Source organism: Photobacterium sp. Alg240-V54 (assembly GCF_900537155.1).
Taxonomy (GTDB): Bacteria; Pseudomonadota; Gammaproteobacteria; order Enterobacterales; family Vibrionaceae; genus Photobacterium.
In genome coordinates this window covers 144,110-157,823 of sequence record NZ_UNRL01000007.1, presented here as the reverse complement: position 1 = coordinate 157,823, position 13,714 = coordinate 144,110, and the positions used below count along the sequence as shown (strand labels likewise).

General features: G+C 38.9%; 11 protein-coding genes. 8 read left to right on the top strand and 3 right to left on the bottom strand.

The genetic code is table 11. From position 1 onward, the window contains the following. The 5 genes from G6R09_RS15975 to yjjX all read left to right on the top strand — a co-directional run. On the top strand, window positions 1-391 hold a 391-nt coding region (locus G6R09_RS15975; protein ID WP_163923492.1), incomplete at its 5' end, for an iron-containing alcohol dehydrogenase. A gap of 215 nt (window positions 392-606) precedes the next feature. Further along, window positions 607-1,164 (top strand): alkyl hydroperoxide reductase subunit C, encoded by a 558-nt coding sequence (gene ahpC, locus G6R09_RS15970; RefSeq protein WP_065177314.1) that lies wholly within the window; start codon window positions 607-609, stop codon window positions 1,162-1,164. A gap of 252 nt (window positions 1,165-1,416) precedes the next feature. Next, window positions 1,417-2,997: an alkyl hydroperoxide reductase subunit F gene (ahpF, locus tag G6R09_RS15965; protein WP_065169188.1), complete on the top strand. Its 1,581-nt coding sequence runs from the start codon at window positions 1,417-1,419 to the stop codon at window positions 2,995-2,997. A gap of 669 nt (window positions 2,998-3,666) precedes the next feature. Next, on the top strand, window positions 3,667-4,305 hold the full coding sequence (locus G6R09_RS15960) for a helix-turn-helix transcriptional regulator (RefSeq protein ID WP_060997694.1): 639 nt from the start codon (window positions 3,667-3,669) through the stop codon (window positions 4,303-4,305). A gap of 137 nt (window positions 4,306-4,442) precedes the next feature. Then, on the top strand, window positions 4,443-4,958 hold the full coding sequence (gene yjjX / locus G6R09_RS15955; RefSeq protein WP_065177315.1) for an inosine/xanthosine triphosphatase: 516 nt from the start codon (window positions 4,443-4,445) through the stop codon (window positions 4,956-4,958). 68 nt (window positions 4,959-5,026) lie between these two features. Here the strand turns inward: yjjX and trpR are convergent, their stop codons facing one another. After that, on the bottom strand, window positions 5,027-5,341 hold the full coding sequence (gene trpR, locus G6R09_RS15950; RefSeq protein ID WP_065169186.1) for a trp operon repressor: 315 nt from the start codon (window positions 5,339-5,341) through the stop codon (window positions 5,027-5,029). 579 nt (window positions 5,342-5,920) lie between these two features. Between trpR and G6R09_RS15945 the strand changes: the two genes are divergently transcribed. Then, a complete protein-coding gene (locus tag G6R09_RS15945; RefSeq protein ID WP_065169185.1) occupies window positions 5,921-6,808 on the top strand; it encodes an ATP-grasp fold amidoligase family protein in 888 nt (295 codons plus the stop codon). Between the two features lie 155 nt (window positions 6,809-6,963). Here the strand turns inward: G6R09_RS15945 and sltY are convergent, their stop codons facing one another. Further along, window positions 6,964-8,901 carry a murein transglycosylase gene (gene sltY / locus G6R09_RS15940; protein ID WP_240345780.1) on the bottom strand — a complete coding sequence of 646 codons (1,938 nt, stop codon included), beginning with the start codon at window positions 8,899-8,901 and terminating at the stop codon, window positions 6,964-6,966. A 287-nt stretch (window positions 8,902-9,188) separates the two neighbouring features. On the opposite strand from sltY, the gene ettA reads away from it, so the two are divergent. Both ettA and G6R09_RS15930 read left to right on the top strand, forming a co-directional pair. Next, a complete protein-coding gene (ettA, locus tag G6R09_RS15935) occupies window positions 9,189-10,856 on the top strand; it encodes an energy-dependent translational throttle protein EttA (protein WP_163923489.1) in 1,668 nt (555 codons plus the stop codon). Window positions 10,857-11,129: 273 nt separating this feature from the next. Beyond that, window positions 11,130-12,113: a M23 family metallopeptidase gene (locus G6R09_RS15930; RefSeq protein ID WP_163923487.1), complete on the top strand. Its 984-nt coding sequence runs from the start codon at window positions 11,130-11,132 to the stop codon at window positions 12,111-12,113. Window positions 12,114-12,216: 103 nt separating this feature from the next. Here G6R09_RS15930 and radA read toward each other — a convergent pair whose 3' ends face one another. Then, window positions 12,217-13,608, bottom strand: coding sequence for a DNA repair protein RadA (gene radA / locus G6R09_RS15925; protein ID WP_163923484.1), 1,392 nt, complete (start codon window positions 13,606-13,608; stop codon window positions 12,217-12,219). Window positions 13,609-13,714: the final 106 nt, after the last annotated feature.

The window sequence follows — 13,714 nt, the reverse complement described above, 5'->3', positions numbered from 1 at the left end:
CTCTAATGCTTCTTTAGGTTACGTTCACTCAATGGCGCACCAATTAGGWGGTGTTTACGACCTGGCTCACGGCCTATGTAACGCTATCCTATTGGCAGAAGTTTCGCGCTTTAACGCCAAACAAGTACCAGAACGTTTTGTTGATATCGCTAAAGCTATGGGTATCGACACCGCAGCAATGACCCAAGAGCAAGCAGTAAATGCCGCCCTTGAAGCGATTGATGCACTCTCTGAAAAGGTAGGTACCAAGCAACGCCTAGCTGATTTGGGTGTCACTGAAGATAAGCTAGCGTTCATGGCGCAAAACGCTCTAAACGATGCGTGTTCTCTAACGAACCCACGCAAAGCGAGCCTAGAAGAAATCGTAGCGATCTTCAAAGCACGCATGTAATTACCTTAACTATTGGTAATTAACCTCTCAAAAAGGCCGCTGAGAAATCAGCGGCCTTTTTGTATCTAATAAAAAACCACAATGATAGGTTTTGGCTATTGAATGTATCGACTGTAACGATTTCCTTAATGTTCCCATTTTGACAATAATGGCTTCAGAGATTTGATTTGCACTACAGCATAAAAAATTAAAATTATATTCAAAAGGATTCCATCATGATCAACACTGAAATCAAGCCATTTAGCGCTACAGCATACAAAGAAGGCAACTTCGTAGAAATCACTGAAAAAGACGTTCTAGGTAAGTGGGCAGTATTCTTCTTCTACCCAGCAGACTTTACTTTCGTATGTCCAACAGAGCTTGGCGATTTAGCTGACCATTACGCAGAGCTTCAGTCTCGTGGCGTTGAAGTATTCTCAGTATCAACTGATACTCACTTCACTCACAAAGCATGGCACGATAGCTCTGACACTATTGGTAAAATCAACTACTACATGGTAGGCGACCAAACAGGTAACATCACTAATAACTTCAACGTTATGCGTGAAGGTCAAGGTCTTGCTGACCGTGCTACTTTCCTAATCGACCCACAAGGTGTTATCCAAGCAATGGAAATCACTGCAGAAGGTATTGGCCGTGAAGCTGAAGACCTAATGCGTAAAGTGAAAGCTGCACAATACGTTGCTGCTCACCCAGGTGAAGTTTGCCCAGCAAAATGGAAAGAAGGCGAAGCAACACTAACTCCTTCTCTAGACCTAGTTGGTAAGATCTAATCTTATTAACCTTTGATGATAATGTTTATTTTTGACATCACGTCGAACTGAAATATTACTCATCCTGCTTTTAAATAAACTGTTTATTTAAAAGTAATAAGGCATCAAACATCCCCCTAGTGTTTGGTGCCTTATTAATTCAAAGACCTTCAAACATATTTACGCCTTTTTATATAGGCAATATGTCGTATGACAGTAGACCCGCATTGATTATCTGCTGTTAGGCCATGAACAAATTAAAAAGGCAAGATTATGTTAGAACAAAACATGAAGCAGCAGCTACAAGCGTATTTAGAAAATTTAAAAACTGACGTACAACTGGTATTAAGTTTAGATGATAGTGACACTGCACAAAAACTGCATGAGTTAGCTTACGAAATTGCAGAACTAAACGATAAAGTTAGTGTTATTGAAAATAATAATGCCAGCGCACGTAAGCCTGTTATGCAAGTGGTTAACCCAACCAAACAAACCTCAATCAGCTTTGCAGGTTTGCCAATGGGACACGAATTTACATCATTGGTATTAGCACTACTGCACAGCGGTGGTCACCCAATGAAACTAGAACAAGCAGTTATCGATCAAATCGCAGCATTAGATCAAGACATCGTTGTTGAAACCTTCATTTCACTATCTTGCCAAAACTGTCCTGATGTTGTGCAAGCGTTCAACATGATGGCAGCGATTAACCCACGCATTAAAGCAAGTATGATTGATGGTGCGGCTTTCCAAGCAGAAGTAACAGAACGCAATATCATGGCTGTACCTACTGTTTATGTAAACGGTGAAGTCTTTGGTCAAGGCCGTATGTCACTCACTGAAATTTTAAATAAGTTAGACACTGGCGCTGCTAAAAAAGCAGCAGCAAGCCTTAATGATAAAGCCCCGTTTGACGTATTAGTGGTTGGTGGTGGCCCAGCTGGCGCATCAGCTGCTATTTATTCTGCACGTAAAGGCATTCGTACTGGTGTTGTTGCCGAGCGTTTTGGCGGCCAAGTAATGGATACTATGTCTATCGAGAACTTTATTTCGGTTCAAGAAACAACAGGTCCTCGCTTAGCGGCAAGCCTTGAAGAGCACGTAAAACAATATAACGTTGATATCATGAGCGAGCAACGTGTTAAAAATATTGTTGAAGCGGCTGATACTGCAGACGGCTATGCCCATGTTTATCTAGAAAGTGGCGCAATATTAAAAGCCCGCAGCGTGATCATCAGTACTGGTGCTCGCTGGCGTGAAATGAACGTTCCTGGTGAGCAAGAATACCGCAATAAAGGTGTTGCTTACTGTCCTCACTGTGACGGTCCACTATTTAAAGGTAAACGCACTGCGGTTATCGGTGGTGGTAACTCAGGTATTGAGGCGGCAATTGACCTTGCAGGTATTGTTGAGCACGTTACTGTGCTTGAGTTTGCTGACACATTACGTGCCGACCAAGTGTTGATCAATAAAGCAGAAAGTATGCCTAACATCGACATTATTAAAATGGCGCAAACCACAGAAGTGGTTGGTGATGGCACTCGCGTTACTGGCATTAGCTACAAAGATCGTAACACTGATAAAATCAAACATATCGAACTTGCAGGTATCTTTGTTCAAATCGGTTTAGTGCCAAACACTGAGTGGCTAAAAGAATCAGCTGTAGCATTAACACCACGCGGTGAAATTGAAATTGGTGCTCACGGCAATACAAGTGCTAACGGTATTTTCGCGGCCGGTGATGTAACAACCGTCCCTTACAAGCAAATCATTATTGCAATGGGTGAAGGTGCTAAAGCAAGTTTAGGGGCTTTTGATTACTTAATTCGTACTCCTGCACCAGCAGCTAAATAATAATTCATTAAAATAAAAAAAGCCTAAGCTATTAATACTTAGGCTTTTTTATATTTAAACATTAGTTATCATTCGATTTAGTTACAATTTAATCAATAACGGCCACATTTGACACTGTAACATTCGCTTCACAAGCGTTATTGTTACAAAATAAAATATTCTATCTAGGTATTTTAGCTTGCGTTCAGTGTCAATAAACCACGCTTATCATCAACCTTATCAATAACAACATTCATACCCATAAAAACTATTTAATTTTATTATTGAGCTAAGTATCACTGAAAATCTTATTTTACAAAACAAATCACGATTTACAAAAATAAAAAAACAAATAACTTCATTTTATTTAACACTCCTTAGTTTACTTTTAAAGCATTAAAAATCATAACCTTACAAATAAGGTTGTTTTTTTTATCAAAAATTATCGCATCTTTAATCTTTTATTTTCACGCAAGCCAAATGCGTTTCCCGCCTCTAAACTTATTTTTTTTCGCGTATTTTGTTCCATTTTTTACCCATCTTTCCTGTGGGGTATATTTCTTTAACCAAATCAATCCCACTTTTTAAGTAACTATGATTCCTTTTCTACACTTTTAAGTAATATGTTTTATAACTATTGAGAATGCATTTTTCATTCACAGCCCCTATTTGAAGCAGGAAGCTAGTTACATGGAATATTTAGAAAGAATTAAGCGCTTGGCTAAAGTTCAAGGCATTAGTCAAAAACAACTTGGTGAAGCGCTTAGCCTTCAGCAAGGTACAATGAGTCGTAAACTATCGGGTAAATACGGTATTGAAGTTCGCGAACTAGAAAAAATCGCTGAAACTCTAAATACATCAATTGGCTATATTTTAACGGGTCAAATTGACACTGGAACACAGGCAACAACGACTATCAGCACCCAACATGATAGCTCTGCAACCTGCACTTATATTCCAGTGATTCACCGTAAAGACTTTTCAGCTTACAATTTAGGTGATTCTGTTGAAGTCATCAGCAAGCGTGCGATCCCGCAACACTTAGAGCGTGATGCATGCCTTGGCTTGTTCATTGATAATGAAAACATCGCCCATTGTGCACCTGTGGGTAGCTATGCATTAGCAACGAAAGAAGCGGCTTACCGTCCAAAGCAACCCGTATTTGCTTCTGTTCGTGGTAGTGAGCCTGATTTTTATCATATGACTCAACTTGCTGATGGTGTTGTATTCTCAACCTCACAGCCAGATTTTCCTAACTTATTTGTTAATAACGGTGAGTTCCAAATTCACGGTTATATTATCCAATCAGACTGGGCTTACGACCGTTAATCACCACGGAATGCTCAACTAGGGATAAACAAAAGCTCATCTTATTTAGGTGGGCTTTTTTATTTACTATAATTTTGTTGCTAAATACGCTACTTTCAAGCTGTTTATTCATGTTTTACTTTGACGAATAGTTAATTATGCCCACCATTATTGTCGCATCAGCTAACCCAGCTAAAATTACCGCTGTTACTAATGCATTTAAAGATGCCTTTCCTCAGCAACAGTTTACGATCACAGGAGTAAGCACCATCAGTGGCGTTAGAGATCAACCATTAACCAGTGAAGAAACGTTATTAGGTGCAAACAATCGAGTCGATTATTGCCGAGAGCGTTACTCAAATGCTGATTATATCGTTGGTTTAGAAGCAGGCTTAGATGGTAATTTTACTTTTGCATGGATGGTGATTGAACATCAAGGCAAGAAATCGACAGCCCGCTCAGCATCGTTACCACTACCACCTCTCGCATTAGCGAAAATAGCACAAGGTATGGAGCTTGGGGATGTGATGGATGAAATGTTTGCTCAACAGAATATCAAGCAAAAAGGTGGTGCGATTGCGATGCTAACTCAGCACTTATTAAGTCGTAGTAGTGTTTATCAACAAGCGTTAATTTTAGCATTAATTCCTTTTTTAAATCCGGAATTATACTAAATTCAACACAGCGTTTATTTATAATAGCGCTGTGTATAAACGGCTAAAAATGATTGAGTGGCAATATATTACAAACTAGATGAACCATTTTTAGCGAGAAAATCAGCTAACCATGCTTTGGTATCTTCATCTTGATGTTTTAGTTCATTTGAACCACGGGTAATTGTCGCGACACCCACACCAAGTAACTCACTAATTTTACGCTGACTACGCTCACCATTAAGTAACTCGTGAACAATATTCACACGAGCAAGCAAGGCTTCTCTTTCATCATGAGTTAATAACAATTTAAACAGTAATTGATCTTTTTGTTGTGCAGATGCTTGCTGAAGCAAATCCAAAACCTGTTGCCAATCAGTATACTTCGGTGAGTCTACAGCCATTTCTATTTACCCCATCAGGCATTATTTCAAGCTTGCAGTGTACCGCGATTCCCACATCTGACCAAGCACGTGTTATTTCTATAGTTCATAATATTACAAATAAATACTTACAATAATGGCGTATATATTTATGAATAACGTCTGGAATTGATAACAATCACCTCGAACAAATCCAAAAATAGTTAATCATAATATATAACAAAATAGATCATAATTTTGTTTGTAGTTATTATATCAATTTGCTAAAAATAGCCTAATCTATGAAATTTTTTCCTTTGTTAATGTTAAAAAAAACAATTTAAATGAAATATTTACATTATAAATGTAACATTTCCCTTTAAAAACAGTAATTAATATCTTTAGTATATACATTCAGTGCGGATTATATATTTTTCTAATTGAAAAATGACATAGAGATAACATAGCAGATAGGATCAAAGGATTTAATTTAGTTATACTACCCTATTCATGAATAATGCTGATGATCAGTTGATATTAAAGTACCAATAAATCTATTAAATTTGATTGTCAAATAGATAAACTAAAATTATAAGTTAAATAACAGGCAGAGAACCTAAGATGGAAAGCTTACAATATCGATTGTTTTCAGGAATAGTATCCAAACTTCCAATAAAAATAAGATTACAACTACTGTATTTTAGAAAGTTTAAAAAATTCATTAACTATAGCAATCCGCAAACATTTAATGAAAAAGTACAGCTTAAAAAAATTCATGACCGTAGTGAATACCTTACTATTGGCGCTGACAAATTAGCAGCTAAAACTTTTGTAAAAGAAATAGCCCCAGAATTATACATTCCAAAAACATTATGGGTTGCTAAATATATTGCTGATTTTGATATGTTCCCATTTAATAAAATGCCGAACGATTACGTATTAAAAGCAAACCATACTAGCCAAACAATTGAATTTGTACGTAACGGTAAACATTTTTCAAAGCCAGAGATGAAAGCATTTGCTAGCCGTTGGTTTAAAAAAGATCAATCAGGCTCATTAGGTGAATGGGGATATAAGAATATTCCACCACGTATATTTGCTGAAGAATTTCTTGATTTCAATGGTACTGTTCCAGATGATTACAAACTGCATGTTATTGATGGTAAAGTAGAATTCATTCAATTAGATCAAGGTCGCTTTGATCAACATTATCGAAATATGTTTGATCGTGACTGGAATGAACTAGGCTTTATTTTAAATAATAAACCACGCTTACTTCCAACACCGGAAAAGCCACCGTTCATTGATCAAATGATTGAAATAGCAGAACGCATTGGTAAATATTATGACATGGTTCGTGTCGATTTATATTTCCATAATAATCAAGTAACATTTAGTGAACTAACAATGTACCCAGCAGCAGGTTTCTCTAAATTTCCAGAGGAATGGAATCAAAAATTTGGTGAGCGCTGGATATTAGATTACCCAACATTTTCTCAAAAGAAGTAACTATTAACTTTATTTATAATAAACTTAATATATCTTTGTTTATATAACCGCTACTGCGACGTCTCTGCATAACAGTAGCGGTTTTATTTTTATAATTACAATAAATTTATTAAATAGATTGAACAGCAACTATTATCAATAAACATCTAATGCTATTAATAACGCGCCTTTAATTCTGCAGGGCTAAATAATACCCCTTTATGTCCCATCAATTCATTGTAATAAATATCAAACATTAATACATTTTGAACATAACCGCGTGTTTCATTAAATGGTATTTGTTCAATGAATGAATAAACATCTAATTTACCCGCTGTTATTTTTTTCCACTGCGCAACCCGACCAGGCCCAGCATTATAAGATGCAAAAGCATAAATACGATTACCATCGTGACGCTCTAACATCATTTTCAAATAAGCGCTGCCTAAACGAATATTAACACTTGGATCAAATAAACTTTGTTTACCCTGGTATTTATAATCAAGTTTCTGAGCCGTTTCTGCAGCTGTCGCAGGCATCAATTGCATTAAGCCACTTGCGCCAACATGTGATCGCGCATGAATGTTTAACGCACTTTCTTGACGCGCTAATGCCATCATGGTCGATGCTGGAATATTGCGTTGTTCACTGAAGAAATCAAATAACCATTTGTGGGCTAAAGGAAATCTTAAGGTCATATGATCCCATAACTTACCAGAAATAGTCGCCTGCACTGCCAAGTAATGCCATTGATGTTTTTCAGCATATACCGCTAACTGACGCTTGGTTTGAACATTGGTAATTTTAGAGAGCAAATAGCCCCACTCACGATTAGCAGCGGTCACCTTATCAAGTGCAATTAATTCTTTAACACGTACTAAGCTCTTGTTATAAGGTGTTAATAAAGCGGTCGATGTTGGCGCTTTCGTTAACGGGTACACAATCGGCTTATGTAATATCGTTGCCGCAGCCGCACTGTAGAAATCTCGCTCACCTAATAGTGAGGTGTAAATTTTATCCGCTTGTTTTTTCTTACCATTTTGGGCTAACAACTTGGCTTTCCAAAATGTCCATCGCGGCGTCTGTTGCGCTTGTTTTGGTAAACGGTTAATCCATAATTGGGTTTGTTTCCAATTAGCTTCACGAATCGCATTACGTATACGACGCTCTAACAGGTTGGTGTTAGTACTGTGGGCTAATTTGCTGTCACGCCATTGTGCTAATGCGGTATCATTGGTCGACATTAATCGAGAAGCGACCGCATCTGCCAATGTTTGCTTAGTCGCTTTATCAAAATGCTGCCCTCGCACCACTTGATCATACTCAGCCACGGCTTGTTGAGTATCTTTACGGGCTAGCAATAAAAAAGCACTCTTGGTAAGCGACTGATTAAAAGCAGTTACTTTACTTTTCTTAGCAAATTCACCGACCTTTTGAGGCTGGCTATATAGCGCTAATATGGTATCGCCTGTGGCTTTAGCATTACCAGTTAGCAATTTATCAAGATAGCTTAATAAACTACTATTACCTTTGGCATAGGCTAATACCATTCGATCTAACACCATGGTATTAGTGCGCTTGCCCGCCGCACTCCAACGATTTAAGAGCGCATCACAACTGGCTGGTAACGAGCTTCCCGTTTGCCATAATTTTTCTGCGCCCTGCCATGCTAATGTCGCTTTACCTGTTTGAGCTTTAGCATAATAAAAAGCACACTGTAGATCTGTTTGTCGTGGTACAGCCGGTTGCATCAATAAAAAATCATGCCAACGATCTTCCTTAACCAACTGATTTAAATAACGCGCTTTAATCGTTTGGCTAAAAGGTAGCATTTTATACTTATTGATAAATACCTTTACTTGGCTGGTATTTTTAGTCGCTAGCTGAGCGTTAAATTCGCGATATTCTAAGTAAGGATATAATGGATATCCGCCTAACTTGGTTTTCTGCTGATGAAATAATGCCATATCATTGGCTGAAAACGCATGTTGCGCTTGTTCGTACCATGTGCGCTGTTGCTCTAATGTCGCCGCTTGAACACTCACGGCAGTGGTTAATCCGACGGTCAACAAAACAAGTGAAAAAACCCGAGAATAACTAAATAGACGTATCACGATTAACTCCATATAAAAAACGCCAAAACTTATCGATGAACCCTGCTCAATAATAGCAAAAAAAAGCACCATCAATGCAATATTGCTATCAATACCCGTCGCCACATACCATGACGAATATATCATTACCACTAAGCATGATTGTGATGGTTAGCATTGCAATAAACAATCAATTTTATCGTTAAAATATTTTACTGAGCCAACGAATACCCAACAATTCGAGTGAATTTTTAAAGATTATAGGTACTATATAAGCTTCATTTTAGAACTAGAGATCACACACGGATATGGCTGATTACGTCTATACCATGTCGCGAGTGGGCAAAATCGTCCCACCTAAGCGTCAAATCTTAAAAGATATTTCATTAAGTTTCTTTCCTGGTGCCAAAATTGGTGTTTTAGGCCTGAATGGCTCTGGTAAGTCAACTTTACTGCGTATTATGGCTGGCATTGATACCGATATTGAAGGTGAAGCTCGTCCACAAGCTGGACTAAAAATCGGTTACTTACCCCAAGAACCTGTACTAGATGAAACCAAAACAGTGCGTGAGATTGTTGAAGAATCAGTGTCTGATGTTAAAGAGGCATTAATTCGTCTTGATCAAGTGTATGCGGCCTATGCTGAACCAGACGCTGATTTTGACGCTTTAGCAAAAGAACAAGGTGATTTAGAGTCACTGATTGAAACGAAAGACGGCCATAACCTTGGTATGCAACTTGAACGTGCCGCAGATGCACTGCGCCTGCCTGATTGGGATGCACCTATAAAGAACTTATCTGGTGGTGAGCGTCGTCGTGTTGCTATCTGTCGTTTATTACTTGATAAGCCAGACATGCTGCTACTTGATGAGCCAACGAACCACTTAGATGCAGAGTCGGTAGCATGGCTTGAACACTTCTTGGTTGATTACAGCGGTACTGTGGTAGCGATTACCCACGACCGTTACTTCCTAGACAATGCTGCTGGCTGGATTTTAGAACTTGACCGTGGTGAAGGTATTCCATGGCAAGGTAACTACACCTCATGGCTTGAGCAAAAAGATGCACGTCTAAAGCAAGAATCATCGCAAGAACGTGCTTTGCAAAAAACTATCGAGAAAGAACTTGAATGGGTTCGTCAAAACCCTAAAGGCCGTCAAGCAAAATCAAAAGCACGTATGGCGCGCTTTGAAGAACTTAATACTACCGATCACCAAAAGCGTAATGAAACCAATGAACTGTTCATTCCACCAGGTGAGCGTTTAGGCGACAAAGTTATTGAAGTTAATAACCTGACTAAATCGTTTGGTGATCGCGTACTGATCGATGATTTATCATTCAGCATGCCTAAAGGTGCTATCGTCGGTATTATCGGTGCTAACGGTGCTGGTAAATCAACGCTGTTTAAGATGCTAAGTGGTGAAGAGCAACCGGATTCTGGTTCAATTGAATTAGGCGAAACAGTGAAATTGGCCTCGGTAGATCAGTTCCGCGACAGCATGAATGACGACAACACCGTTTACCAAGAAATTTCTGAAGGTGCTGATATTCTTAAAATCAACAACTTTGAAATTCCAGCACGTGCCTATGTATCACGCTTTAACTTTAAAGGCAGTGATCACCAAAAACGCATTGGCGATTTATCTGGTGGTGAGCGTAACCGTGTTCACTTAGCGAAACTGCTAAAATCGGGCGGTAACGTATTACTACTCGATGAACCAACCAACGACCTTGACGTAGAAACCTTACGTGCTTTGGAAGAAGCACTACTTGAGTTCCCAGGTTGCGCTATGGTTATCTCGCATGACCGTTGGTTCCTTGACCGTGTTGCAACTCATATTCTTGACTATCGCGATGAAGGTAAAGTGAGCTTCTTTGAAGGTAACTTTACTGAATACACCGATTGGTTGAAGAAAACATTAGGCTCAGATGCTGCCGAACCACACCGTATTAAGTACAAACGTATTGCAAAATAATTGTACTACTTCGCTGTAATCAAAAAAGAGCTGTGTAATCAGCTCTTTTTTTGTTAGAAAATAAAAACAACTTTAAAATCAAATGTTTTTTAAAACAACAGCAAAACAATATCCTGTATTGCATCATTTATGTGACGTGATGGCTAGCAATAATAAAAGCAACGACATAGACTGAGAGGCTTATTAGTTATCGCTAGTTGATTCGATACTGACCACGCCAAAGGTCTTTATTTCTGTCAACATTCACTTGTTTCTTAATAATAGCTATAAATTATGTCTCATATAGAACCATCATCGTCAGAGCCATCATTAACCAATAAAGCACCACATCCGCTACAACGCTATTATCGTACTGCCATAATTATTACGGTATGCGGTATCTTTAGCTATGGCTGCTATTCAATGTTCCATCTTTATCAAAATGCTAAAATCTCTCAGATAACAGCTCAAAAATTAAGCGCCCAAGCGTTAGAATTAAGTGCCTCACTTTCTGAAGAAACGGCAATGAATCAAGATCTTAATCAAGCATTGGCGAATAAGAAAAAATCATTAGTTGCCCTGAACCAACGTATTGATGACATGGAAACAGTGTTGGGAATTGAGCCGGTTGATGAAACTCAAACTATCACGCAACGGGTCGATACTGCCGCAATTAACTCCGCCGTCAGAGCGACGTTATTTCAGCTGATACCCAATGGTCCTCCGACACCTAATGTTCAATTAACATCAGGCTTTGGCACCCGCATTCATCCAATCACCAAAAAACTAAAACGCCATGATGGCCTTGATTTCGCGGCTAAAATTGGCACTCCTATCTATGCACCTGCCGATGCGGTTATTGAACGCGCGCGCAGCAGTAATTACGGTTACGGTAATCAATTAACCTTAAATCATACGATGGGATTTATTTCTACTTACTCTCACATGAGTAAATTTAAAGTTAAGCAAGGTGAGTTTGTTAAAAAAGGCCAACTTATTGGGTGGACCGGTAATTCTGGATTATCAACTGGCCCTCACTTACATTATGAAATTCGCTTTTTAGGCAAACCACTTAACCCACGGCCATTTGTTAAATGGAACATTGAAAATTTTGACGAGTTGTTTAAACAAGAAAAAAATGTTCAATGGGCATCATTGCTAAATACCATCAATGGCATGGTGGCAATGCAGGTACAGTTAACCGGCGATGAAAACCACGATACCGGCATCGCTACCGTTAAACATACTAAGCCCATCAACAACCAAGACGATCTTTAATCGCTGCTCTAATCCCATTCTACATTTATTAAAAAGGCCAATCATATTATGATGATTGGCCTTAAATCTAATCGTAACTAGCTTACAAGTTATACCACTGGTGTTAGTTAATCAGTTCAATCAATTCATGGATGGTTTTCACTGCGACAATTTTAGCTCCAAGCCCTTCCATTGATTTATGGTAGTTACGGTAAGGAATAAAAATTTCAGTGAATCCATGTTGCGCCGCTTCTTTCACTCGTGGCACACCACTGTCTATTGGGCGCACATCACCATTAAGACTTAACTCACCCATGATGCAGGTTGTGCGTGGCACCACAAACTCATTTAAACTACTGAGTAATGCTGCCACTAATGCCAAATCAATACAGGTTTCTGATTCGTCAATTTTTAAGCCGCCGACAATATTGAAAAATGTATCGTGGAATATTTTGGTCTTAGCGTGTTTACGTAAAATACCGGTTAACATTTTTATTCTATTCATGTTTAAGCCAACACAGACCCGCTGTGGAAACTCACCTTCAGTTTCTGTGGTTAGACATTGAATTTCTAATAAAATATTACGGTTACCTTTACGAATACAGGTGATCGCAGAGCCTGATGACTCGGTGGTAGAACCCGATAAGAAAATTTCACTAGGGTTATCAACACTGAGCATACCGCGCTCTGTCATCCGGAAAATACCTACCGTATCTACATCACCAAAGCGGTTCTTATTGGCACGTAATGTTCGCACTTGACCATCATTGGTGTCGATATGCAGTAACGCATCGACAATGTGAACCAGTGTTTGTGGCCCTGCAATTTCGTTATTTTTATTCACATGCGCAATCAAAAACATGGTGACATTGTTTTGTTTACAATATTGCGTCAGCGCTTGTGCGGCGGTTTTTACTTGTGATGGTGAACCTGGACTACCATTGGCTAATTCTGTTGATACTGCCTGAATCGAGTCAATAACCGCAAATTTGATCTGTTTTGCCTCTAACTCAGCGATGATCGCTTCAACACTGGTTTCAGCCATCAGGTATAAATTATCTTCATTACAGGTTAACTTTAAGCGATTAACACGGTTTTTAAACTGTGATAGTGATTCTTCCGCGGTACAGTACAGTGATGGCATCAGCTTAGACATTCGCGCGACTAAATCGGATAACAAGGTGGTTTTACCCGCACCAGGATCACCTGAAATAATGTTCACCGAGCCGGTGGTTAGTCCACCACACAACACTCGATCCAGTTCACCAATACCGGTTAACATTTTTTGAGCATCAACAGCTTCAACTTCATGCAGCTTTTTAGAGCCACCACCAGCAATGCCAGCATAGCCTGACAAGCTTGAACGAGCAGAGGTTACACCTCCAGTTTTGGTGTTAGGAATCGTAAATTCAGTAATGGTATTCCATGATTTACACCCCGAGCATTGCCCTTGCCAACGCGCAAAGTCCATTCCACAGTCGCTACATACATACGCTCGTTTTGCTGCTTTTGCCATTCTAGTTCCTACATCACTCATTATTCAAAATTGCTAATCAGATTAGCGTCAAGAATTTATCAAATAACGACAAATATATGTCAGTTAACACTAAACTTTTTTATGT